The organism is Streptomyces sp. NPDC005791, assembly GCF_042871485.1.
Taxonomy (GTDB): domain Bacteria; phylum Actinomycetota; class Actinomycetes; order Streptomycetales; family Streptomycetaceae; genus Streptomyces.
Map to the genome: position 1 here is coordinate 346,565 of NZ_JBIAIP010000006.1, position 22,220 is coordinate 368,784.

The following is a 22,220-nucleotide window of genomic DNA, read 5'->3' on the forward strand; positions in this document are numbered from 1 at the left end:
GGCACCGGGCGCAGCGCATCCGTGTGTTTCCATGTTCGGGAAGGCTGCACCGGGCGGGACAGGGGGAGCGACATGACGAGGGCACGAGGAGTGGCGGCGCCCCCTGGGCGGGAGTCGCCGGGGGGCCGCCACTCCAGCGTGGTCTTCTCCGACGACCGCCAGTGGGCCGACCACCTTGCCGCCTTCGTCCGCAGCGGCCTGCAAAAGTGCGAGCAGGTGCGGTATTTCGCGGACACCACCGCCCCCGAGCGTGTGATGCGGGCGCTGACCGACGCGGGCATCGACGCGGCGGGCGCCGTGACCCGCGGCCAGCTGTCCGTGTCGGTCGCCGCGCAGACCTGTCTCGCCTGTTCCGGCTTCGATCCGGACGCGATGATCGGGATGTGGTTCGAGGCGGCGGATGCGGCCTGTGCCGCGGGATACCGAGGGCTGCGGGCGATCGGCGAGATGTCCTGGGGGGCGCGGGACATCGCCGGTGCCGACCGGCTGCTCGAGTACGAACTGCGCGTACACGAGGAGGTCTTCGCGCGCTTGCCGCTGACGGCGTGGTGCTTCTACGACCGCCGCCTGATGACCGACGAGTACGTGGGTCTCCTGGCGAGCGCCCACCTGACGCACCGGGGTGAACCGCACGCAGGACCGGCTCTGCGGGTGACTCCGCTGGCGGACCGGCCGGGCCTGAGGATGTCCGGATCGGCCGGATACGACACACGTGACACGGTCGCTGCCGCGGCTGCCGTCATCTCAGGTGCGTCAGACCGGCAGAGGGAGCTGGACCTCGCTGCCCTGCGTCACATCGACGCGGCTTCACTGGCCGTTCTGGCCGACGCCGCGGCCGGGCAGCCGGGTGGCTCGCCGCTCAAGGTATGGCAGGCACCTTCGCCGCTGCGGCGACTACTGCAACTGTTCCCGGAGCTGAGTTCCGTGGTGGAGGTCGTGGACCGATGACTACGTACGGGCCGACCTCGGCCGACCCCGGCCGGCAGGCCGCCTTCCACCACCCGGCCCTGTTCTACGGTACCGACCACGAGTACCTCGACGGGGTCGGGACCTTCGTCCAGGACGCCTTGGACCACGAGCACTCCGTGCTGGTGGCTGTGCCCGGCCCACGCCTTCCGTTGCTGCAGGAGCTGGTCGACGGCGACCACAAGCGTGTCAGCTGGGTGGACATGCACCAGGCGGGACGCAACCCGGGACGCATCCTGTCGATGCTCCAGGACTTCGCGGAACGTGCGGGGGACACACGTACCCAGGTGTCGATCGTCGGAGAGCCGATCTGGGTCGGACGTACGCCGGCGGAGGCGTGGGAGGCGACCCGCCACGAAGCACTGATCAACCTCGCTTTCACCGGACGTCCGGTCAGTATCCTGTGTCCCTACGACACGGCGTTGCCCGAGTACGTGCTGGCACAGGCCTACCGCACCCACCCGGTCGTCGGTGATCCCGGGGCGTACCGTGAGAGTTCCCGCTACACCGATCCTCACGAGGTCTGCCGCGACTGTGACACCCCGCTCCCGGAGCCGTCGGATGCCGTCGTCGTCCCTTTCGGCGAGCAGGGGCTGGCGTCCGTGCGCGATCAGGCCGACCGATGGGCGGCCGCCGCCGGACTGCCGCCGGTTCGCCGCACGGACTGGCTCCTTGCCATCGGTGAGGCGACCAGCAACTCGGTCCGCCATGGTGGCGGCAGCGGGACCTTGCGCATGTGGCGCGCCGACGGCGAGCTCGTCGCGGAGATCCGGGACCAGGGACTGCTGGCCGATCCCCTCACCGGCCGCCGCCGGCCCGACCCCCGGGCATCGACCGGTGGCCGAGGGGTGTGGATCATGCACCAGGTCTGCGATCTGGTCGAGATCCGGGCCGTGGCACAGGGACTCGTCCTGCGCCTCCACATGGGACTGGAATGAGCCGGCGGAGTCATCCGTCGGTCACCGTCCCTGCCTCGGCTGCTTCAGCGGGTTCCTGTCGCCGCCCTGCGCAACGCCGCCAGGAGTTCCCGGTTGCTCGCGCCCTTGAGTACGTACTCACACACACCGGCGCTCGTCATCTGCTGGACGGAGCCCTTGTCGTCGTACGCGGAGAACGCCACGATGCGGCTCGCCGGTGAACACCGTGCGATGTCCCTGGCGAGCGAGGGCCCGCCGCCGGGGAAGCGGACGTCCAGGATCACGAGGTCCGGTTGATGACGCTCCGCGAGTCGAACCGCCTGCTCGCCGTTGCACGCGGTGCCCAGCACTTCGAGATCGGGCTGTGCCTGAACGACCTCGCTCAGGGTCTCCAGGAGCATCTCGTTGTCGTCGCACAGGATCACACCTAGCCGGGGACCGGGGGAGCCGTCCGGTGTCTCCGCGGTCACGGCGTACCACCCGTAGGCGCCGACGCCGGAAGCGGGAGTGGGTTCGGCACCCAGAATTCGATTGTCGTGCCCGTGCCGGGGCGGCTGTGCATGGACCACCAGCCTCCGGCCGTCTCGGCCCTCTCCCGCATCTCGACGACACCGAAGTGGTCTCGGGCGCCGTCCTCGGAACGAGGTGCGCCGGTCCCGTCGTCCGCGACCAGTGTCACGATGCCCCCGTCGGCGGACGTGACGCGGACGTCGACCCTGGTGGCACGGGCGTGCTTGTTCACGTTCAGCAATGCTTCCTGAATGATACGGAAGATGGTGATGGCCGTCTCCGGCGTGGGCTCGCGGTCCAGCTTGTGTTCGAAGGAGTAGTCCATCCCCCAGGCGGAGCGGACGACGTCGTCCAGGTGGCTCGAGAGCCCTTCGACCAGGCCGTGCCTGTCGATCCCGGGCGGGTGCAGCCGGAAGGTCAGGCTCCGGAGACGGCCGATCGCTTCGCGCACCGCCGCGTCGAGACGCTGCAGTTCCGCGGAGTGCGCCTCCGGCACCCGCTCCGCCAGCAGTTCGAGCCGCATCCCGACAGCGACCATGGCCTGGATGGAGTCGTCGTGGACATCCCACGCGATGCGGCGTCGTTCCGTCTCCTGCGCCTGGACCAGGTGGTCGAACAACCGTCTCCGCTCGCTGAGGGCCTGCTGCGCTGCCCGCCGTTCGGACATGTCGCGGGTGACCTTGCCGAATCCCTGCAACACACCTTCTTCGTCCCACAGGGCGGTGATGACCACGTTCGCCCAGAACCGGGAACCGTCCTGGCGGACGCGCCAGCCCTCGTCCTCCAGTCTGCCTTCGGCCACCGCGGTCTCCAGTTCCCACTGCGGCTTGCCCGCCGACTGGTCCTCGGGCGGGTAGAAGACCGAGAAGTGCTGTCCGAGGATGTCGTCGGCGCGGTACCCCTTGATCCGCTCCGCCCCCGCGTTCCAGCTGATGATGTAACCCTGCGGGTCGAGCATGAAAATGCCGTAGTCCAGCACTCCTTGAACCAGCAGCGTGAAGGCCGTTTCCGACAGCGGAGCCGCCTGCTTCCGCGCCCGCTTGTGCGGACGTTCCAGCGTCACTTGAGGAGCCCTTCACGTCGCGCGATCGTCACGGCTTCCAGCTGGGAACGTGCTCCCAGTTTTTCCAGAATCCGCTGGACGTGGTTGCGCCCCGTGTTGAGGGCTACCCCCAGCTCATCGCTGATCTCCGCAGTGGTGTGCCCTTCCCCCAGCAGGTGGAGAGCCTCCCGCTCCCGCGGAGTCAGATTCGCGCCGAGCCCGGGGGCCCTGCCGGTCAACCGTTCCAGCACGTCGCCCAGCAAATCCTGGCTGAACACCATCTCGCCCGCTGCCACCCTGCGGACGGCGTCCTCCAGTTCGCTCAGCCCCCGGGCCTTGAGGATCAGGCCGGCTCCGCCGGTCTCCGCGACGCGCGCGGCCACCGACCCGCTGCCCTCGCCCGCGAGGATCAGTACGCGCACATCCGGCACGAGCGCCAGCATGTCGGCGATGGCGGTCACCCCGTCGCCGTCCGGCAGACGTCGGTCCATCAGCACGACGTCCGGCTCACATCGCCTCGCGTCGGACAGCGCCGACGCCACCGACGCCGCCCGACCCACGATCTGCAGATCGGGTGAACGCTCCAGGGCGAGGCACATGGCCTCGGCCACCATGTCGTGGTCCTCGACCAACAGAATTCTGACCGGTCGGCTGTGCGGGGGAGATGAAGGCATCGGTGCATCCTTGCAGGTGGCGGACACACGCATCATGCCGGAAGGTCCCGGAGTGGTGACAGCCCGGCCGCCGCGGTCGCGGTGTCGGAGGGAGGTGCGGCTGTTTCCCACGCGCAGCGAGCCGACTCCGTGCTCGTACGCGCGTCGCTCACGGCGAAGAGGTCGTCGGACCCGGTCAGGGAGAGCAGCCGTGCCAACTGTGACCCGACTCCTTCCAGGACAAGATCCACGCCTGCCCGTAGTGCGGATGTCCGTGCCCTGAGCAGAGTGCTCAGGCCGGCGCAGTCGCAGAAGGAGACGCCGGTCAGATCGAGGCAGAGGCTCGTCGGCTGCTCCGTCAGACAAGCCGTGACCGCATCATGGACGAAGGAGGACGTGTCCAGGTCGAGTTCGCCGACCAGGGTCACGCGCGCGAGGCCCGAATGAACCACGGCATGCGACGTGAACGGGTGAAGGGTCAAAGCGTCCGCACCTCTCCGTCTTCACATGCGGCGCGTATCCGCGCAGCGCGGCCCCACGAGCCCTTCCTGCGGGAGGGGAGGGCCCCTGTTGTCAGCTGCCACGGCACTAGCTCATAGTGCGTGGACATCAGTGTCGCTCTAGTGAATCTGCACTAGGCGCTGAAGTCAACACGCACCGACGGAGGCTGGCGGCGGGGGCCGGCACGGGAAGCGTGGACGGGACTCCGCGTCACCTCGGGCCGCATTCCGCCCCTTCAGCCGGGCCGGCATCCCGACGGGTACCGCCTTCTGGTCCATGCTCCGCGGAGGAGCGGGCGTCGGCCGACGACACCCGGCCGGCCTGTCCGGACGGGTGCCGCGCACACGTTGCGAGGTTCAGTGCTCCCGGACCACCGCGCGGACGCTGTCGATGGTCCCGCAGCCGGCCTTCAGGTGCTTCTCCCTGTCCCGGATGAAGACCGCGCCGAGTTCGGCGCGACGCGCGTCCGGCACGCTCTCCCGTGCTCCGTTGAGGATCGTGCGCTCCTCCTCGTCGAGATGGTGGGTGACGGCCGTGACGAGTGCCTCCAGCTTCTCGTCCCACTCGTCGGAGCCGACCTCTTCCACTTCCATCAGGGAGAGGAGAGCCTTGTTGCCCTCGTGGTGCTCCTCTTCTCCGTGCTCGACTTCCTCGTTGTCCACGTTCCGGAACCGCTTGAGCGCGGGGTACACCTCGGCCTCCTCCGCCTCTCCGTGGGCGATCAGGAGCGCGGCGAAGTCACTGAGAGCCGCCCCTCGGTCCTCCTCGACGCTGCGCATCCGCCGCAGCAACTCCTCCATGGTGCGATGGTCCTCGAGAATCACGGCCACCACGTCACGCGCTTCGGACACCACGAGCTCCTCTCCTCGGTCAGTGCACCGCTGGTACCCGCGGAAGGAGAGGGCAAGCGGCCGGGGCCGAGCGCGGCGTAGGGGCCTTGTCGCGCGGACCCTGTGGCCCAGCACCATCATCGAGACCGGCACCGACTCCTACCGCCTCGCCAGCACGAGCCCGAGCCGAAGCCGAGGTCGGCCGACTCTCGCCCAGGCCGTCGGCCCGCCACCTTCCAGGGCCGCGGGCCGGGCCCGTCTGTCAGTCACGGGCGTATGGTCTGGCCTTGCGCGGAGCCTTCCACCGTCGTCACATACGCCCGGGCCACCTCGGAGACAGGCGTGCACAAGTCAAGCGCCGCACCGGCACCGACGTACGCCGGGACGGCCGCGAGCCTCTCGGGCTGGGGGAGCGCGACCGGGGTGATAATGACGCAGCGCGGCATGGCAGCCCCGGCCGCCGGCGGAAACATCCTCGCCCCCTGCGACGGCATCCTCGCTGCGGCCGTGCCCGAACGCGCCCACGCGGTGGCGTTCGACGCGGACACCGGCCGCCCGGACGTCGTCACCGACGCCCCGGCCTGCGGACGCAGCTGCGCTGGAGCGCGCCGAAGCTGATCGAGGCGGCCAACGCGTAAGTGCCGAACGCGTACGTCCACGCCCTGCACATGGTGCCCGCGCCCATGAAAGCCGGCCCCGCCACGGTCGCCGCCGAACCGGAGCCCAGCCGACCGTGCCCGCCGCGCCCTCGAAGCGCACCGCGAGGCCGTGGTGCCGTCCCAGGTCGACCCGGGTATCGCGGAGGCGGTGGAGCGTCTCGTGGGACACGATCACGCCGCGGTCGAACATCGGCTCCTCGACCTCGTGGAATCACGGCTCGCGGTTCATCAGGCTGAGGACGGTGCGGACGAGGGTGGCAAGAGTGCCGTCGCTGAGGGGCTTCTTCTCAAGGCGGAACTCGACGGTGTTGCGGCTGTCGTTGCGCTTGAACCGGAAGGTGACGTGCAGGCGGAGGAAGGCAAGGACGCCGGCAAGGACGGTCAGGTCGGCAACGAGGTCGTCGCCTCCCATCTGGTCGTCCTCCGGCGGGTCGGCGAGGACTTCCTCGACCAGTTTCCGCGCGCCCTCCTCGCGGGCGAGTGCGGCCAGCACGCGGCGCGCGGCGGCCGAGGGATCGTCCGCCCGAAGCGGGGGAGCCCCGGCACCCGCCTGCGCGAACAGTGCCTTCAGGACCTCGTGCGCTTCGAACGCGTTCGTCAGGCCGGTGGGGTAGGTGCGGCCCAGTTCGTGGGCCGCCTCCTCCAGTGCGAGCAGGACGGTCCGGTCCGGCAGGGCGGCCCACCGTTCGGCGTGGATGTCGTCGGCCATGTCAGCTCCAGTCTCCGAGCGGAACGAACGCCGCCCAGTGGTATGGGTGGGACAGGTAGACGTGGTCCGTGTCGGCGAGCATGCGCCGCTGCGCGTCCCACAGCGCGCGCCACAGCGGACGGCCGTCCATCACCCCGCCGATCACCTCGTCGAGCAGAGCGGCGGAGCTCGTGCGGTCAACCTGCCAGATCGGGGCGAGGACCGTGCGGGTGCCGCCGCGCAGCAGGGCGCGGGGGAGGCCGGTGAAATCCTCGCCAGGGTGGTCCGGTTCGTGCCAGCCGACCGAGCAGGCGCGCAGCATCACGCGGGACGGGGTGCGCGAGCCGGTCAGGTCGCGAGCCCGGAGAAAGGTCCGCCGCGCCCGTTGCGAAGAAGGGTCAGCGTGCCGGCTGGGGCGGTCGGTGCCGTCGGAGAGCAGCAGGGCGGAGTTCTCCGGGTCGCTGTGGTCCTGGTACCCATGGCAGGCAATGTAGGCAAGGTCGGCCCGCTCGAGGCCGGCGAGGACCTCGTCCGGGGTGGCTTCCGTCCCGGCGAGGGAGGACAGCCGCCAGCCGGGGCCGGTGCGGAGCGCGTCGGCCTCGAATCCGGTGCCGTTGCCCTGCAGATCCTCCTCCGCCGCCACCCGTACGCACAGCACGGCCCCCGAACCGGCCGGCTTCGCGGCGCGCAGAACGGCCAGGGCGGAGATGCTCGGGGTGTACACGAGGGCCGTCTGCTCGATGCAGTACCGGCCGTCCGGCAGCCGCATCGCGCCGAGAGGCAGTACGGGCAGCGGCCCGTGCGGCGCCACGCACAGCAGCTCGCGCCCCGCCAGCAGCTCGTGGAACGGCAGCAGTTGCTCGGTCAGGCCGTCCAAGGGCAGCGGGGCGGGCCGCCGCGGTTTGATCGGCGGGACAGGGGGGAACGCGGAGCGGTCGCCGTCGACAACGAGGCGGATCTGCTCCGCGGCCGCATGGAGCTCCGCTCGCCCCATCGGGATGCGGTACCACCACAGCGCGTCCTCGCCGGAGGCCAGCACGAAGCAGAAGGTCTCCGATTCGCCGGTGAAGTAGGAGGCCAGCACCATGCCTCCCTCCGGGGCGGCGTCGTCCAGCAGCCGCAATGCCTGCGAGGAGTCCGCAGGTTGGGCAGTGCGCAGCCGCACGTACTCCGGCGCGACCGGCTCCAGCGCCTGATACAGGGGTTCGAGTACCCGCCCGTACTCGCGCCAGATCCAGGCCCTGTCCGGACGCTGCCCGCCCGCCAGCAACCGCTGCGCGGAGAGCAGTTGCTGCTCCTTCTCCCACACCTGTTGCGGTACGCGTACGGGCTCGGCCAGCGGCATCCGGGCCAGGTCCTCGGCTATCCCGCGCGCCTTCGCCTCCTCGTGCAGGTCGAAGGCCAGCAGCCCCGGCGGGCGGTCGTCGGGCAACGGCAGGTCCTCGCGGTATTCGTACAGCAAGGACAGCAGCGCCTCGTACAGGGGGAGTACGAGTCCAGCCGCCTGGTCCGCGTCCTGGAGCACCGGATGCAGCTCCCGCGTGCGCAACCGCAGGGCGCGGTGGTGCCACAGGACTTCGAAGGCCCGTCGGTGCCCGCCTGGTGTCCACAGCAGTAGCCGGGCCAGGCCCAGGGGCAGGTCCGGGTCCGGGAGCCGGCCATAGGCGACGTAGGAGGCGAGGACCTCCTCCAGCAGCCGCGCCGCCTCCAGTGGTCCGCGAACCTCGGCGATCGCCTCGCACACCGGCACCGTCAGGGTCTGCAAGGTGCCTTGCGGCTCCCGCTCCTGCGCGCGGCACAGCCCCTCCGTGAGCCGGGCCGCCAGGTGCCTGCGCTGTTCCGGGGCGCGCTCGACGCGGCACAGCCGTTGCAACGCCAGCAGGCACGTGTCCGGCAGCATCGGCGGACTTGAGGGGAGGAAGCGGAGCATGCGCTCGCGCAGCTTGGCCAGGACGAAGGCGACAGGTTCCTCGGGACCTCCCAGCGGCAGCAGCTGTGAGATCAGCATGCGCTCGCGCAGCCGCTCGGGAAGCTGCTCCGGCTGCCGCGTGTGCTCGGAGTCCCCGGATACGTACAGGGCGTACCGGTAGCATTCCGCCGCGCCCTCGTCATACCCCTCGGACAGCTCCAGATCGCCCATGGTGACGAACAGCTCGCCTGCGCAGGGATAGGTCGAACCCGCCATCTCGAAGATGCCGCGCATCAGCTGCGACTCCAGCGAGAACAGATCGCGGGGCAGGCGCGGATCGGTGCCGGAGAGCAGCAGCCCGGCAAGCATGCAGCGCAAGGGTATTGCGTGCATCTGCCCCGCCCCCTGCTGCTCGGCGCGTTCCAGCTCGTTGCTGAGCAGTTCGAACGCCTCCCACTGGCGGTCGGTCCGCTCCAGACAGGAGACCAGGCCGTACGTCACCGAAGTACGCGGCGCGGCCTGCATCGATACCTCGGGCAGCTTCAGCAGTTCACGGTAGGCGTCGGCCGCCGCTCCCAGCGCACCGACGGCCTCGGCCACGTGGGCCCGATGGCTGAGGAGATCCGACCGCGATGGCATGAACGCACGGTCCGAGTCGTTGTCCGGACGCGCGGCGAACGCCTCCGCCCGCTCCAGCGCGGGCACGGCCTCTCGGTAGCGGTGCAGGGAGATGAGGGTGTCCGCGAGCTGGTAGGCAACCGTCGCCTCTTCCAAGGAGGACACGTCGGGCTCCGGGGCCATGGCCACGAGCGCCTGCTTGAGCACCTCGGCCCGGCGCGGCATGTCGTCCATCGCGAGGTACACCGACGCCAGTTGCAGGTAGGTGTTCACCAGCGAGCCCGCGTCGCCCACCGCGTGCTGCAACGAGAGCGCGCGGGCCGCGTGGTAGAGCGCCCGGTGGTTCCGGCCTTGCTCCAGCAGGTGGCTCGCCCAGTCGGCACGGGCTGTCACCCGGCTCGGACCGTCCTCGGTGAGCAGCCCCAGCGCGGCGATGGCATGGGCGTTGTGGGTCCGGTCGGCACCCCACTCCGCCAGCAGCCGCACCGCGGACCGCACCGGCTTGTCCGGAAACAGCGAGCGGTGGCCCTCCAGCACCCGGTAGGCGCCCAGTACCCCGCCGGCCGCGCAGGCGCGGCGCAGCAGCTGAGGGAATCCCGCGCCGCCGCCGCCGAAGTCCTCCGCCTGCCCGGTGGCGGCCGTTTCGGACGCCAGGGCCTCGCAGCGGTCGGCGAGGAACACCGCCATGTCCGCGAGCGACACGCGGCCCCAGCCACCGACCATCTCGGCATGCTGCCGGAGGTAGTCCACCGTCTCCCCGTGCCGGCCCGGCGGGATCTGCCCGAACAGGTCGAGCACTTCCTCGTACGTGGGGGCGGACAGGCTGCGGAGCGCGATCTGGAGAGGCAATGCCTGCCGGTCCTCATCCTGCATCGTGCTGCCCCCTCCTCCGGTGCCCGTCGAGTCGCGACAGGGCCTCTCGGTACGGTTCCGGGTGTTCGGAGGCGCGGGCGCGCAGCCGCAGCTGCTCCAACGGCTCGCGCGGGCTCTGCTGCCCACGCTCGGCCTCCGTCGTGAGCAGCAGCGCCTCGAAGGACGCCTCCTGCTCGCCCATGCGCCGTTCCAGGAGGGTCGGCCTGTGCAGACGCGCCAGCACCTCCGAGTGCGGTGCGGTCCGTCGCAGGAGCGCCAGCACCTCGTCCCGCTCCTGCGCGGGACCGGCCGCGATGCGGATCCGGGCCATTTGCTCCAGCGTCGTGCCCGCCACCGGCCACCCGTCCTCCTCCAGCAGCGCCGCCGCCCGGTCGAACGGTTCGAGCGCGTCCTGCGCCTCGCCGAGGGAGATCAGCGCCGCGGTGTGCAGCAACAGCCGTTCCGTGCCCAGCGGTTCGTCGCCCAAATGCTCGCGTATCTCCGCATCCACCGCCGTGCGCAGGTCGAGGAAGCGCAGCTCGTCGACGTGTTGCAGGTGCTGGCGACGAACGGCGACCAGGCGGTTGTGGGCTTCCGCGGCACGTGGCGAGTCCTTCGGATAGGGGGAGGTGTGCGGGCCGATGTCCTCGAATCCGCTCACCACGTGTGCCAACAGCCACATCGCCAGGTCGAGCCGCTCCGTCGCCGCGTAGGCCGTGGCCGCGTCCACCCACGCACCGCGTCTTCGGGGGTCCGCGCCGAGCGCCGAAAGCAGTGAGGCGGCCGCCCCGAAGACCTGGCCGGCACGGAGCATCGCGACCCCGAGCAGATGCTCGTACACGGGACCCCGCCTCGACACCTCGAAGAAGGGGCCCAGCGCGCGCAACCGGTCCTGTAACGGCGCTTGCGGCACCGGCAGCCGCTCGACCCACTCCCGCGGAAGCTCCTCAGCGTCGAAAGGAGCTTCCCACCGTAGCGCCGTAGCCGCCTCGCGCACGCCCGCCACCCCCGTCCGGCACACACCGGTCTCCATCCTCCGCTGCTTCACGTGCGGGAGCAAGGACGCCGCCCGCTGGAACGGCTCGTCTCTGCCGCGTCCACCAGGCCGACGACCGTCGGCGCGGGTCGCACGCGTCCGTCTGCGGAAGGTTCACGACGGTAGTGACCGGTGACCGGGCCGGTGCGCGTTCGCGAGAACCAGCCGCCAATCCGGCCAGAAATCTGGGCCGGAAGCGCACGCCGGCCCTCGTCATCACCTTCCGCTCCGACTTGAACACGGTGCTAGGAAAGCAGGCGGGAAACCGGCCCGCAGCCCGACTCAAGCACACGCGGCTCACGCAGGGATCGAGGGCGTACGGCAGTTGGAGGCCCGCATTCCTGGCTGCCCGCGTTGGCGAGCCGGAGCGGCTCGGCGCCCTGTTCACCGGACTCACCGCCCGGCCCCGGGTCGCGGAGACGCTACGTACACCCTGGCGCCTGAACCTGGTTGTCGCGGTCTACGCCGAGAGCGGCGACCCGGCGGAGCTCACGCGGTTCACCTATACGCCGGAACTGGACCACTTCCCGCTGGGCGCGTACTGCCGCGCGCACATCGTTGTGGCACCACATCGTTCCCCCTCCGGGTCGGCGAGGCCCGGGGGCCGCTGGGCGCGGGTGTCGACCGCGACGGCCGCGCTGGTCTCATGCAGACGCCGCAGCAGGCTCCCCATCGACCCGAGGGCAGAACTCGTCACCGCCCAGTCGGGGAGGGGCGGCAGAGCCACGTCGCCAGGGATGAAAGTCAGCTGCTCACGGCCATCCGCGGTGAGACCGACAGGGGCCGGCGCCGCATCGAAGTCGTGCTCCTTCAGCGCAAGGAGACAGGCATGCAATGCGCGCGCGTTGCGCGGTGCCGGTCGCTCCACCAACTCCCCCGGCGGAAGACCGCCCCCGCTTTCATCATCCTGCCGACCAGCGGCTCGTCTTGAGCCACCGTGAGGATCACGCCAACGCCAGGTCGACCCCGCGCGGGCCGGCTGCAAACGACGTGGATCAACGCACGAGGGAACGCGCGACGCGGAATCCCACGTCGTCGACCTGGAAAGTCGGGTGGCTGCGGCGCCGCGCGGAGGCCCGGCAACTCCAGTGCTCATCGAACCAGCCACCGCCTCGGAGCACCCTGTAGGCGCCATAGACCTCGGCGTCGTAGACGTCCCAGCACCAGTCCCAGACGTTGCCGAGCATGTCGTAAAGCCCCCACGAGTTGGGGTGTTTGCCGCACACCTCGTGGATGCGATCGTGTGAGTTTCCGCGGTACCAGCCGATCTCGTCGAGCTCCCCGTAGCGCGGCCCGGTCGTCCCGGCACGGCAGGCGTGCTCCCACTCGGCTTCGGTCGGCAGTCGATACCCGTCGGCGGACGCGTCCCACTCGATGACTTCGGCCTCGGCACGGATGTGGTAGGCGGGCGTGAGGCCGGCGCTCTGGGACAGGGCGTTGCAGAACCGCGTCGCGTCCCACCAGGAGACGCACTCGACGGGCAACTGGCCCCCAAGGGTGGTACTCGGCTGCTGGTCTGTGATCTGTGCGTACAACGCCTGGGTGACCGGGGATACCGCGAGCTGGTAGGGCGCAAGTTCAACCGACCAACTGCGCTGTGTCCGCCGGTCCGACAGCGTCACCTGCCCCGGTGGGATGGTGACCATCTCGTTCCCCATTATCAGGTCCATGATCAGGAGATCCTAACGAGACGTGTCAGTGCGAAACGACAGAGCCACTGTCGGGTCGTCCTTGACTGACGTGAATCTGTAAGTCGTCGTCCTTCACTGAAGCTCCGCCACCTTGATTCTGGCTGGTCAGGGCCTCTGGTGTGATGGCGGGTGAGGCTGCTCGGGTTGGTGGTGGGGCACCGAGGTGCACACGCCGACCATGCCGACCGCGTCCACGTAGGGGAGGCCGGTCAGGTAGGTGACTGCCGCAGAGAGGTCGCCGAGCTTCTCGGCGGGCGACTCGTACTGACGCGGCTGCCCCTCGCTCTCGCCGTAGTGGGCGCTCCATCAGCGGGGCGCGAGGTGCTCAGTCCGTTGGCTGCGTCGGCTCGGCCACCTCGTCATTCGATCTGGCCTGTTCGCCGCCGAACACCTCATCGACGAGCCGCTCCATCGCCGCCAGGAAGGCCCCGGCCAGGGACATCGTGGCATCGTCCACATAGTTGAGCGAGGCGGTGAGGGTCTTGCTGCCGTCGGGTGTGCTGTACATCAGCGCCGCGTGGCCCGCGGCGCCGCCGTTGTGGAAGAGGAGGGTGCCGCCGTTGGGGCCCGAGTCCTGCACACGCAGCCCCAGGCCGAAGCCGCTCTCGGCATGCGGCGTGCGCATCTCGGCCAGCAGCCCGGCCGGCAGGAGCTTGCCGCCCGCCAGCGCGGAGATGAACGTGTGGAGGTCCTGGGTGGTGGAGATCATGTCTCCGCCGGCGGAGATCCAGGAGGGGTTCTGGCGGGTGATGTCGACCGTCTTCTGCCGGCCGGCTTCCTCGTACCGGTAGTAGGCGTGGGCGTGGGGCTCGGGGATCTCCGGCGAGGTGTCCGGAACCACGGTGCCGGACAGGCCGAGCGGCCCCAGAATCCGCTCCTGCGTCTCCTCGGCACACGAGCGGCCGGTGACCTTCTCGACCAGCAGCCTGGCCAGCACGTAGTTGGTGTTGGAGTAGCTCCAGCCCGTCCCCGGCTCGAACCGCGCCGGCATGGACAACGCCAGCCGTACCAGCTCCTCCGGCGGGTAGGTTTTGAACCGGTTGTCCAACCACTCCTGGCCCGAGATGGTGGAGGGGATCCCCGCTACGACCGTCCCGTCCTCGACGAGCTCGCCGGTGAAGTTGAACACCCCGCTGGTGTGCTGCAACAGCATCCGCACCGTTATCCGCGGATCAAGGGCGAACTCGGGCAGGTAGTCGGCCGCCGGGGCGTCCAGTTCGATCTTGCCTTCGGCCACCAGTTGCAGCACCAGGGTCGCGGTGAAGGTCTTGGTGTTGCTGCCGATCCGGACGTACCCGTTGACCGGCGGCTTGGCAGCCTCGCCCAGCTCGGCCACCCCGGCACTGCCGACCCACTCCCCCCACTCATCGTTCACGCGCAGCGACACCCCGGCGATACCGGACTCCACGATCTCCTGGATGGCCTTCCGCAGCTCCGGGCGATCCTGCCCGGCAGCGGAGTTCTCTGTGGTGTGGAGAGACTCGCTCATGGTCGTTCCTTAATTTCGCGACAGTTGGCCTAGTGGCTACCGACCCCTTCGAGGCGGCCTCGCGATGAGCGTGCACCCTGACCCAAGGTCAAGGTCAACCCCGCGACCATGGGCTGATGGATACTGAACATTGCGCGCTATCCTCGCCCCTGTGATCGCCCGCAACCCGTACCCCGAGACCGCGGCCGCCCACGATCTGGAGGTGTGCTGAGCCGATGGCGAACGGGCTCACGATCGGTCAGGCGGCGGCATTCGTCGGCGTCACAATCAAGACGGTGCGGCACTATCACCGGCTCGACCTGGTCGCCGAGCCGGAACGCGACGGTTCCGGCTACCGGCGCTACGGGTCGCCTGACCTGCTTCGGCTGATCCAGGTCAGGACCCTGGCCGGGGCCGGCGTACCACTGGCCGAGATCGGCGACCTGCTCGACGCCGATCCCGAGAGGTTCGCCGCCGCCCTGGACGACGTCCATCGTCGCCTCACAGAAAAGATCGAGGACCTCACCGCACGCCGCGACACGCTGCACCGGCTCAACCACAGCGACCGGGCCCTTCTGCCCGACCGTGCCTGCGCGATCTTGGACCGGCTCACCGATCTCGGCTTCAGTCCCGACTACATGGCCGTTCAACGCGAGGGTCTGGTGCTGGCCCGGGCACTGATTCCGGAGATCTTCGACAGCTTCCTGACCAACCTCGAACACTCGCTCGCCGACCCCGAGTTCATCGAGCTGACCAAGCGCAGCTGGGATGCCAGATCCTGGGATCCCGACGACCCACGGATCGACGAGCTCGCCTCCGCGATGGCCGCCAATCTGCTGACCAACCGTGCGCTGCAGACGATGCCGACCGGGTTTCAGAACCAGTCCGACGCCGCCGCCCGGTACGGACTTGTCAACCACCACCGGGAAGACCAGGGACCCTCCATCGCCCGGTTGAACGCCCTGGTCGAAGCGAACCTGCGCGCGGCCGGCATCCACATCCCGCAGGGCTAATCCCGCATCCCCGAACCTTAGGCGGGCCGCATCGCCCCCGCTACCGGGCCACCCCTACCGCGAGCACCTGCGCACCCGGCGCACGGCAGAGCCGGCAGTAGCCGTCACCCAGCTATTCCGCGAGATCAAAGCCCAGGGCTACCGGCAGCCACAATCTTCTGGTCCGCTACCTCACCCAGGGACGAGCCGGGGGCAACCGGCCGGTTACCACCCCGCGCCGCGCAACCCGGCTCCTGCTCACCCACCCCGAACACCTGCGGCCCATGGACACCGACCTCCTGGTAGCCCTCACCACCGCATGCTCCGAGGCAGCCGAACTCGCCGCACTCGTCGGCGAGTTCGCCCAGCCGCTGACCCCGGTGAAGCACACAGGGCCGTCGCCGGTCGATCAGGGCCGGGCCCGGGTCCGCTCGAAGCGCCATTTGATCACATATGGTCGCGGCACACCGCTCGCGGTCCTGCTGACCGGCGGCGACCGTAACCACGTCACCCAGCTGATCCTCCTGCTGGACGCCATCCCGCCCACCCGCAGCAGCGAGCGCCGTCGGCCAGGGGAGCGGAGGCGGGGCATGATCTTGCGGCCAGGTCAGCGCGGCCCCGCCGGGCGGGCGCCTCGCAGGAACTGCGACACCGCGGTGTTCACGAGGCCTTCGAGCCGTTCCGGCTCGATCATCCCGCTGTTGACCATGGACGTGATCCCCAGGACGGTGGCGTAGATGATGAGTCCGACGTCCTCCGGGTCGCACCCCTCCAACTCGCCGCGCGTCTGGCCCTCTTCGATCAGGTCGCTGATCTGCCCGAACGCGGCTGCGGCGGCTTCGGCGACCGCGGTCGCTCCCGGGCGGTGCTTGCTGGAGTTCATCAGCCCGGTCAGTGCGGCGTTCTCGGTGGCGAACCGCGCGTAGGCCCACGCGAATGCGTGCAGGCGAGCGGGTAGGTCGTCCTCGTCGTCGATCTCGTCCACCGCGGCTCGCAGTGTCGCGCCCAGGCGGACGAAGCCCGACTCGGCGAGGGCGTCCAGCAGCGCGCGGCGGTCCGCGAAGTGCCGGCGGGGCGCCGCGTGGCTCACGCCGATGTCCCGTGCCAGGTCCCGCAGGGAAAGCTGCTCGACCCCGTGCGCCCTCAGGCTGCGCTCCGCCGCGTCGAGGAACTCCGTACGGAGATTCCCGTGGTGGTAGGGCCGCTGCTCGGTGGTGTCAGGCATGGGGTCAGCCTACTCCGCGCAATGTTTGCATTGACTACAATGTTGTCACTGGCTACTCTCGTGACGGCGACAGCTACGTCGGCCCCGACCTGCTGTGGGGCATGCGCGGTGCGCCGACGCTGGTCGGACCGGCCGCGAGGGCACGTGACGGCTCGGCGGCACGACGGCTGTGCGCGGTGTCGGAGGAACTGACCGGCACGCGCTTCCCCCTCGATGCGCCTACGACCCCTACCTCGTGAAAGGACCCACCGCTATGGCCCGTCCACGGAAAGCCCCGCAAAAGGACCCTCAGAAGAACGAGCTCGTCGTCGTCTCCGGCGCCTCGTCGGGCATCGGAGCCGCGACGGCGCAGGCCCTGGCCGCGATGGGCTACCACGTCCTCGCCGGGGTACGCACCGACAGCGAGGCCGACGCCGTCCGGGCCGACGGCATCGAACCGGTGACCCTGGACATCACCGCCCCGGAACACATCCAGGCCCTGGCCCGGCGGATCGCCGACGACCCCGAGCGGAGGGTCCTGCGTGCCCTGGTCAACAACGCGGGGATCGAGATCAACGCCCCCGTCGAGGTGCTGCCTCTTTCCCTGTGGCGCGAGCAGTTCGAGGTGAACCTCTTCGGGCACATCTCCGTCATCCAAGGACTCCTGCCCTTCCTGCGGCGGAGCCAGGGCAGAATCGTCAACATCAGTTCCGTGGGCGGGGTGGCCGCGCTGCCCGTCTTCGGGGCGTACGCGGGAACCAAGTTCGCCCTCGAAGCGGCCAGCGACTCCCTGCGCCGCGAGGTCGCGGCGCACGGCGTGCAGGTGGTCGTCGTCGAGCCCGGCGGCGTCCGGACCGAGATGGCCGCCCGCAGCGGTGACATCTCCCTCGAACTCGCCGCCGGGATGAACGCCGAGCACCAGCTTCTCTACGGCGACCTCATCAACGCGACGGTGTCGTCGAACACAGCCTTCCTGAAGCGCGCCGTACCGGCGGCGAAGGCGGGGGCCAAGATCGCCAGGGTGGCGACCACGCCTCGCCCGCGCGCCCGGTACACGCTCGGCACGGACGCCGCCTTCATCATCCCCCTCGCCCGTTTCCTGCCGGCCCGGCTGATGGACAGAATGCTCGCGATGAGCCACCGGTCCCGAAGCCCGAAACCCCTGCCCAAGCCCGCACCCGAGTCCGCAGGGAGTTCTTCATGACCACACTCGACGACCGCATCGCACTGATCGAGCTGATGGGCCGCTACGCCGCCATCGCCGACCTCAAGGACTTCACCCGCCTCCCCTCCCTCGTCTACACAGACTCGGTGACTCTCGACTTCGGGTCGGTCATCGGCCTGCCGCCCATGACCGTGCCGCTCGACGAGTACGTCCAGGTGCTGGGCCAGGTCTTCGCCCCCTTCTCCGCCACCCACCACACCATCACAGGTCACGTCGTCGAGATCGACGGCGACCGCGCGACCCTCCATGCGCACGTCCGCGCCGAACACCGGGTGCCGCAGGAGCGGGCAGGCGGCGGGCCGCCGCCCGGCCCGGCCGGTCCAACGAGATCACCACCACCCGCCACAACAAGGTCGCCCACCACCTGCGGGAAGCCGGCCTCGGCGCCCTGGCCGAGCTCGGCTTCGTGGGCGTCGACGACACCGCCGAAGCCGACGACGACCCGGTGGTCATCACCGGCCGTAAAGCCGTGCGCAACCACCGCCTCACCGCCGCGGAGAAGGAAGCGAACCGGCTGCTGAACCGCGAACGCGCCGCGATCGAGCACGGCTTCGCCGACCTCAGGAACTGGCGCATCCTGACCAAGCTCCGCACGAACACCCGCCAGGCGACCACCCTGTTCAGAGCCCTGCTCGTCCTGACGAACACCGAACTCCAGAGGTGACCGACGATCTCGCCCCGTCGATCAGCCCGGGCACCCGCGCGAGCATCCCGACGGAACACCACACCAGAACCCCGACCAACACTCTCAGGATGAAAACTCCTCACTGACACAGATCGTCAACTGATTGATTCTCACGGGTCTGGTCGCTGTCCCAGTCCTGCGTAGGGTTCCAAGAAGGCGGCAGTGCGGCATTCGCGCACTCGATTTGTTGCCGCGCCGAGTGTTCAGGCGCATCCGAGAGAAGGAGACACATTCCCTATGCGCGCCCTTGTTGTCGATCACAGTGAGGCCGGACCCATCCGTTTCGCCGATGTCGACGAGCCCGTACCGTCCACCGGTGAAGCGTTGGTGGAGATACGGCACATCGGTCTCAACTTCGGAGAGCTGAATTACGTGCACCAGTGGCCAGCCGGCGCTGTGCACGGTCACGACGCGGCCGGCGTCGTGGTCCGCGCCGCATCCGACGGCTCGGGGCCACCCGAAGGTACGCGCGTCGCGGTGGGAATGGCCCCCCACGCGTGGGGGGAGCGGGTGGCAGTCAGCCCCGCCTCGCTCGGCATCGTCCCCGACGGCGTGGACCTGGCCGACGCCGCCGCGCTGGGGATCGCCGGAGTCACCGCACTCCGGGTGCTGCGCAAGCGTTCCCTGCTGGCGCGCAACGTTCTGGTCACCGGCGCCAGCGGGGGCGTGGGGCACTTCGCCGTCCAGCTGGCGGCGCTGGCGGGCGCCCGGGTGACGGCACTCGTCGGTTCGCCGGACCGGGCCGCCGGACTCCGTGAACTCGGCGCCGACATGGTCCTGACCGACCTGGCCGAGACCGAGGACCGATTCGACCTCGTCCTGGACACGGTCGGCGGGCCGCTGGTGGCCCAGGCGTGGAGGTTCCTCGCCGAGGGCGGCACCATCCACCTGGTCGGTTACTCCTCGGGGCAGGAAACCACCTTCCCGTCAGGGGCCTTGTTCGGCTTCGGTGAACCCCGCAGCATCGCCACCTACGGCGACATGGCACCGACCAGCGGGGAGTTGACGGACCTGCTGGGCCTCATGGCCGCCGGGAGGCTCTCGGCACCGGTCGGACTGCGAGGCGACTGGCAGGACGTGGACGACGCCGTCCAGGCGCTGTTCGCGCGGAAGGTGCACGGAAAGGCCGTCCTTGACGTGGCCTGAAGCTGTTGGCGAGGACACGTACGCCGCCGCCCGCCGGTGAGCGGTTCGCGGCGGTGGACGAGGATGGACTCATGGATGTGCTGGCGGAGGTCTTGCGTGTTTCGGGTGCGCGTGGGGCGCTCGGGGTCATGCTGCAGGCCGGAGGAACCTGGGGTCTGTGGCTGGACTCCTATCCAGGAGCGGCACTGCACGTGGTGTCCCGCGGCACGATGTGGCTCCACGTCACAGGCGAGAAACCTCTTCAGGTGCAGGCCGGAGATGCCGTCCTGGTATCGCCGGGCACCGCACACGGGATAGCCAGCGGCGCCAGCGTGACGATGGGTTCCTGCGACCGTGAGGCGGCGGTCCGGGCTTTTGACGATGGCCGGGCCCTGCGGCTGGGCCCGGCGCCGGTGCAGGCGGAAGTGATCGTCCTGCACTATGAGCAGGATCCGGAGGTGAGCACACCGGTGCTTACCTCCCTCGCTCGGCCAATGCACGTCACAGCGCGCCAGAACGCGCAGTTCGGAAGGACCGTCGAACTTCTCGCTGCGGAACTCGCACAGCCGCAGATCGGCACCACCGCCGCCATCAACAGCATCGTCGACCTTCTGCTCGTCCAGTTCGTACGCGCCTGGCTGGCCCGCCACCCGGAGGAGCGGTCCGGCTCATGGCTGGGAGCGATGCGTGATCCGGTCGTGCGCGACGCCCTGGCACGTGTCCACGCCCAACCGGAACAATCCTGGACCACGGAGTCCCTGGCCGCCGCGACGAGCGTCTCCCGGGCGACGCTGTCCAGGCACTTCCGGTCCGCCCTCGGACAGACGCCGGGCGCGTACGTGACGCAGTGGCGCATCGACCTGGCGTCCGTCCGGCTCCGCGATACCGATGAGCCGGTCGAGTCGATTTCCGGTGCGGTCGGCTACGCCTCTCCGCACGCTTTCAGCCGTGCCTTCAGACGTGCCAGAGGCACGGCCCCGGGGGAGTATCGCTCCCGACTTCGCAAGTGATCACAGGCAACACTTACAGAGGTTGCCCTCGGGATGTCGTGCTGCGGATCAGGCGGGTCGGATGGTCAGGCCGGTCTCGGTGAGACAGCCGTCTATGAGGTGGCTGCGGTACTGGATGTGCCGCAGGCCGCGCCGGACGGTCTGGACGAGGTGTTCTCGGGCGCTGAAAGCGACTTTCGACAGCCATCGAGTCGTACTGGACCGGCTGCCGGACATGGACATGGACCTGGCGGTGCTCGAGGGACTTCTCACTCGGCGTCCGTCGCCCTGGCTCAGCGGACTGACCGAGCTGCCCGTGCTCAGCCGCGCCCTCGGGAACTCCGCGGGGTGGTCCCCCCGCCTCGACCGTCGACTCGGCCGGCCCCTGAGACGGTCCCGCTCGTGCCGGGCACTGCATCCAAGGACGCGTTCGGTAGAAATGTAATAGGCAAAAGAGGTTTACTTATAGCTCACGGGGGCTCGGCGGTCATCCGTCGGTGAGGGCTGCGCGGAGCCCCGACCAGCATCTTGCTGAGACTAGGAGCTACGTATGCCGCAGGGTGAGCTGACCTACGAGGTCTTCGTCGCGCCGGGGATCCCGACGACGGTGACGGATCTGCCCCCCGACCTCGATCGACGCATGTGGTCGCCGATCTCCTCGACGCTGATCTCCGGGGACCGTGACGCCGTCCTCGTCGACCCGCTGATGACAATCAGTCAGGCCGATGGCCTGGTCGAGTGGGTCGCGGCCCGGGGCAAGCGGCTCACCGCCGTCTATGTCACCCACGCCCACGGCGACCACTGGTTTGGTCTCACCCGGGTCCTCAAGGCGTTCCCGGACGCCCACGCGCTGGCGCATCCGCGTGTGGAGGAGCGCATGCGCATGCAGGCGAGTCCGGAATTCGTGAAATCCTTCTGGCACGCGCGGTTCCCCGGTCAGATCCCCACCGACCTGGTTCTGCCCGAGCCCTTCCGGGACGACTTCATCGAACTCGAGGGGCACCGGCTGGAAGTCATCCCCCTAGGGCATACCGACACCGACGACACGACGTGCCTGCACGTACCCTCCCTCGGCCTGGTGGTGGCCGGCGACGCCGTGTACAACAACGTGCACCTCTACCTGGCGGAGTCTCCGGCGGAGGGACGTGAGCAGTGGCTCGACGCGCTCGACGTGATCGACAACCTCGACCCGCGCCTCGTGGTCGCCGGGCACAAGGACTGGCAGGCCCCCGACGCGGCGTCGGCCATCGCCGAGACGCGTGCCTACATCCACGCCTTCGCGCGGCTGGCGGACAAGGCCACCTCCACGCTCGACCTCTACCGGGCCATGCTCGAGATCTACCCGGACCGGATCAACCGCGGAGCCCTGTGGGGCTCGGCCCGCTTCGCTCTCGGGTGACCCACCGCATGAACGGGTGACCCACCGCATGAAGTGCCGTGTAATCACCTGAGCACGCGACCTCGGGTTCCGCATCGGCCACCCGTCCGATGCGGGATCCTCGCGTTCGCGTCGCCCCCGACGTTCCGACGTGTATCAGGGGGCGGCATAGGTAAAAGCCGATCGCCTGTTACCTATGTCGCATCGGACTCCTGTCCACTCGGCTTGACCGCCCCGCTAGAGCTGCCTACTGTCTAGGTAGACAGAACGTTCTCCCTCCTG

20 protein-coding genes and 4 pseudogenes are annotated in these 22,220 nt (G+C 69.6%); 11 read left to right on the forward strand and 13 right to left on the reverse strand.

Going from position 1 to position 22,220, the window contains the following annotated elements:
- Positions 1 to 72 precede the first annotated feature (72 nt).
- Complete coding sequence (locus ACFYSH_RS14940; protein ID WP_388752708.1) at positions 73 to 948, forward strand: MEDS domain-containing protein; 876 nt, start codon at positions 73 to 75, stop codon at positions 946 to 948.
- Entirely contained in the window at positions 945 to 1,904 is a 960-nt protein-coding gene (locus ACFYSH_RS14945) for an anti-sigma factor RsbA family regulatory protein (RefSeq protein WP_388752711.1), read from the forward strand. Before ACFYSH_RS14940 ends, ACFYSH_RS14945 begins: the two co-directional genes overlap by 4 nt.
- Before the next feature lie 44 nt (positions 1,905 to 1,948).
- Here the strand turns inward: ACFYSH_RS14945 and ACFYSH_RS14950 are convergent, their stop codons facing one another.
- The 5 genes from ACFYSH_RS14950 to ACFYSH_RS14970 form a co-directional block, all read right to left on the reverse strand.
- Positions 1,949 to 2,353: a response regulator transcription factor gene (locus ACFYSH_RS14950; RefSeq protein WP_359466679.1), complete on the reverse strand. Its 405-nt coding sequence runs from the start codon at positions 2,351 to 2,353 to the stop codon at positions 1,949 to 1,951.
- On the reverse strand, positions 2,350 to 3,456 hold the full coding sequence (locus ACFYSH_RS14955) for a sensor histidine kinase (protein WP_359466681.1): 1,107 nt from the start codon (positions 3,454 to 3,456) through the stop codon (positions 2,350 to 2,352). The genes ACFYSH_RS14950 and ACFYSH_RS14955 overlap by 4 nt, the downstream gene beginning before the upstream one ends.
- Positions 3,453 to 4,145 (reverse strand): response regulator, encoded by a 693-nt coding sequence (locus ACFYSH_RS14960; protein ID WP_388752715.1) that lies wholly within the window; start codon positions 4,143 to 4,145, stop codon positions 3,453 to 3,455. The genes ACFYSH_RS14955 and ACFYSH_RS14960 overlap by 4 nt, the downstream gene beginning before the upstream one ends.
- A complete protein-coding gene (locus ACFYSH_RS14965) occupies positions 4,142 to 4,540 on the reverse strand; it encodes an STAS domain-containing protein (RefSeq protein ID WP_359466687.1) in 399 nt (132 codons plus the stop codon). Before ACFYSH_RS14965 ends, ACFYSH_RS14960 begins: the two co-directional genes overlap by 4 nt.
- 405 nt (positions 4,541 to 4,945) lie before the next feature.
- A complete protein-coding gene (locus tag ACFYSH_RS14970) occupies positions 4,946 to 5,440 on the reverse strand; it encodes a hemerythrin domain-containing protein (RefSeq protein ID WP_359466690.1) in 495 nt (164 codons plus the stop codon).
- Positions 5,441 to 5,863: 423 nt separating this feature from the next.
- Here ACFYSH_RS14970 and ACFYSH_RS14975 point away from each other — a divergent pair, with 423 nt between their 5' ends.
- A complete protein-coding gene (locus ACFYSH_RS14975; protein WP_359466693.1) occupies positions 5,864 to 6,037 on the forward strand; it encodes a hypothetical protein in 174 nt (57 codons plus the stop codon).
- 252 nt (positions 6,038 to 6,289) lie between these two features.
- On the opposite strand, the gene ACFYSH_RS14980 is transcribed toward ACFYSH_RS14975, so the two are convergent.
- From ACFYSH_RS14980 to ACFYSH_RS15005, 6 genes and pseudogenes are all read right to left on the reverse strand, one after another.
- Positions 6,290 to 6,787: a hypothetical protein gene (locus ACFYSH_RS14980; RefSeq protein ID WP_359466696.1), complete on the reverse strand. Its 498-nt coding sequence runs from the start codon at positions 6,785 to 6,787 to the stop codon at positions 6,290 to 6,292.
- 1 nt (position 6,788) lies between these two features.
- Positions 6,789 to 10,166, reverse strand: a complete 3,378-nt coding sequence (locus ACFYSH_RS14985) for a CHAT domain-containing tetratricopeptide repeat protein (protein WP_359466698.1) — start codon at positions 10,164 to 10,166, stop codon at positions 6,789 to 6,791.
- Positions 10,156 to 10,986: a hypothetical protein gene (locus tag ACFYSH_RS14990; protein WP_388752720.1), complete on the reverse strand. Its 831-nt coding sequence runs from the start codon at positions 10,984 to 10,986 to the stop codon at positions 10,156 to 10,158. The genes ACFYSH_RS14985 and ACFYSH_RS14990 overlap by 11 nt, the downstream gene beginning before the upstream one ends.
- Positions 10,987 to 11,732: 746 nt before the next feature.
- A pseudogene (locus ACFYSH_RS14995) lies at positions 11,733 to 12,087 on the reverse strand (aminoglycoside phosphotransferase family protein); the annotation flags it as partial.
- A gap of 89 nt (positions 12,088 to 12,176) precedes the next feature.
- Positions 12,177 to 12,851 carry an SUMF1/EgtB/PvdO family nonheme iron enzyme gene (locus tag ACFYSH_RS15000; protein ID WP_359466705.1) on the reverse strand — a complete coding sequence of 225 codons (675 nt, stop codon included), beginning with the start codon at positions 12,849 to 12,851 and terminating at the stop codon, positions 12,177 to 12,179.
- 346 nt (positions 12,852 to 13,197) lie between these two features.
- On the reverse strand, positions 13,198 to 14,361 hold the full coding sequence (locus ACFYSH_RS15005; protein WP_359466708.1) for a serine hydrolase domain-containing protein: 1,164 nt from the start codon (positions 14,359 to 14,361) through the stop codon (positions 13,198 to 13,200).
- 215 nt (positions 14,362 to 14,576) lie between these two features.
- Here ACFYSH_RS15005 and ACFYSH_RS15010 point away from each other — a divergent pair, with 215 nt between their 5' ends.
- Positions 14,577 to 15,353, forward strand: a complete 777-nt coding sequence (locus ACFYSH_RS15010) for a MerR family transcriptional regulator (protein WP_359466710.1) — start codon at positions 14,577 to 14,579, stop codon at positions 15,351 to 15,353.
- A gap of 52 nt (positions 15,354 to 15,405) precedes the next feature.
- Positions 15,406 to 15,718 (forward strand): annotated as a pseudogene (locus tag ACFYSH_RS15015) (ISL3 family transposase); the annotation flags it as partial.
- Positions 15,719 to 15,939: 221 nt separating this feature from the next.
- Here ACFYSH_RS15015 and ACFYSH_RS15020 read toward each other — a convergent pair.
- Positions 15,940 to 16,557 carry a TetR/AcrR family transcriptional regulator gene (locus ACFYSH_RS15020; protein ID WP_359466713.1) on the reverse strand — a complete coding sequence of 206 codons (618 nt, stop codon included), beginning with the start codon at positions 16,555 to 16,557 and terminating at the stop codon, positions 15,940 to 15,942.
- A 253-nt stretch (positions 16,558 to 16,810) separates the two neighbouring features.
- Here ACFYSH_RS15020 and ACFYSH_RS15025 point away from each other — a divergent pair, with 253 nt between their 5' ends.
- The 5 genes and pseudogenes from ACFYSH_RS15025 to ACFYSH_RS15045 all read left to right on the forward strand — a co-directional run bounded on the left by ACFYSH_RS15025 (position 16,811) and on the right by ACFYSH_RS15045 (position 20,581).
- Positions 16,811 to 17,740 carry an SDR family NAD(P)-dependent oxidoreductase gene (locus ACFYSH_RS15025; protein WP_359466716.1) on the forward strand — a complete coding sequence of 310 codons (930 nt, stop codon included), beginning with the start codon at positions 16,811 to 16,813 and terminating at the stop codon, positions 17,738 to 17,740.
- Positions 17,737 to 18,036 (forward strand): annotated as a pseudogene (locus ACFYSH_RS15030) (nuclear transport factor 2 family protein); the annotation flags it as partial. The gene ACFYSH_RS15025 and the pseudogene ACFYSH_RS15030, both read left to right, overlap by 4 nt.
- Positions 18,037 to 18,125: 89 nt before the next feature.
- A complete protein-coding gene (locus ACFYSH_RS15035; RefSeq protein ID WP_359466871.1) occupies positions 18,126 to 18,425 on the forward strand; it encodes a transposase family protein in 300 nt (99 codons plus the stop codon).
- A gap of 258 nt (positions 18,426 to 18,683) precedes the next feature.
- Positions 18,684 to 19,592, forward strand: coding sequence for a zinc-binding dehydrogenase (locus tag ACFYSH_RS15040; RefSeq protein WP_388752726.1), 909 nt, complete (start codon positions 18,684 to 18,686; stop codon positions 19,590 to 19,592).
- Between the two features lie 71 nt (positions 19,593 to 19,663).
- Positions 19,664 to 20,581, forward strand: a complete 918-nt coding sequence (locus ACFYSH_RS15045; protein WP_388752729.1) for a cupin domain-containing protein — start codon at positions 19,664 to 19,666, stop codon at positions 20,579 to 20,581.
- Positions 20,582 to 20,629: 48 nt separating this feature from the next.
- Here ACFYSH_RS15045 and ACFYSH_RS15050 read toward each other — a convergent pair.
- A pseudogene (locus ACFYSH_RS15050) lies at positions 20,630 to 20,767 on the reverse strand (IS630 family transposase); the annotation flags it as partial.
- 343 nt (positions 20,768 to 21,110) lie between these two features.
- On the opposite strand from ACFYSH_RS15050, the gene ACFYSH_RS15055 reads away from it, so the two are divergent.
- On the forward strand, positions 21,111 to 21,959 hold the full coding sequence (locus tag ACFYSH_RS15055) for an MBL fold metallo-hydrolase (RefSeq protein ID WP_359466720.1): 849 nt from the start codon (positions 21,111 to 21,113) through the stop codon (positions 21,957 to 21,959).
- Positions 21,960 to 22,220: the final 261 nt, after the last annotated feature.

Bases quoted from the DNA above. Each gene is read 5' to 3' on its own strand.
- ACFYSH_RS14940 (WP_388752708.1), top strand. From the start codon at position 73: ATGACGAGGGCACGAGGAGTGGCGGCGCCCCCTGGGCGGGAGTCGCCG.
- ACFYSH_RS14945 (WP_388752711.1), top strand. From the start codon at position 945: ATGACTACGTACGGGCCGACCTCGGCCGACCCCGGCCGGCAGGCCGCC.
- ACFYSH_RS14960 (WP_388752715.1), bottom strand. From the start codon at position 4,145: ATGATGCGTGTGTCCGCCACCTGCAAGGATGCACCGATGCCTTCATCT.
- ACFYSH_RS14975 (WP_359466693.1), top strand. From the start codon at position 5,864: ATGGCAGCCCCGGCCGCCGGCGGAAACATCCTCGCCCCCTGCGACGGC.
- ACFYSH_RS14980 (WP_359466696.1), bottom strand. From the start codon at position 6,787: ATGGCCGACGACATCCACGCCGAACGGTGGGCCGCCCTGCCGGACCGG.
- ACFYSH_RS14985 (WP_359466698.1), bottom strand. From the start codon at position 10,166: ATGCAGGATGAGGACCGGCAGGCATTGCCTCTCCAGATCGCGCTCCGC.
- ACFYSH_RS15000 (WP_359466705.1), bottom strand. From the start codon at position 12,851: ATGGACCTGATAATGGGGAACGAGATGGTCACCATCCCACCGGGGCAG.
- ACFYSH_RS15005 (WP_359466708.1), bottom strand. From the start codon at position 14,361: ATGAGCGAGTCTCTCCACACCACAGAGAACTCCGCTGCCGGGCAGGAT.
- ACFYSH_RS15010 (WP_359466710.1), top strand. From the start codon at position 14,577: ATGGCGAACGGGCTCACGATCGGTCAGGCGGCGGCATTCGTCGGCGTC.
- ACFYSH_RS15020 (WP_359466713.1), bottom strand. From the start codon at position 16,557: ATGCCTGACACCACCGAGCAGCGGCCCTACCACCACGGGAATCTCCGT.
- ACFYSH_RS15025 (WP_359466716.1), top strand. From the start codon at position 16,811: ATGGCCCGTCCACGGAAAGCCCCGCAAAAGGACCCTCAGAAGAACGAG.
- ACFYSH_RS15040 (WP_388752726.1), top strand. From the start codon at position 18,684: ATGCGCGCCCTTGTTGTCGATCACAGTGAGGCCGGACCCATCCGTTTC.
- ACFYSH_RS15045 (WP_388752729.1), top strand. From the start codon at position 19,664: ATGGATGTGCTGGCGGAGGTCTTGCGTGTTTCGGGTGCGCGTGGGGCG.
- ACFYSH_RS15055 (WP_359466720.1), top strand. From the start codon at position 21,111: ATGCCGCAGGGTGAGCTGACCTACGAGGTCTTCGTCGCGCCGGGGATC.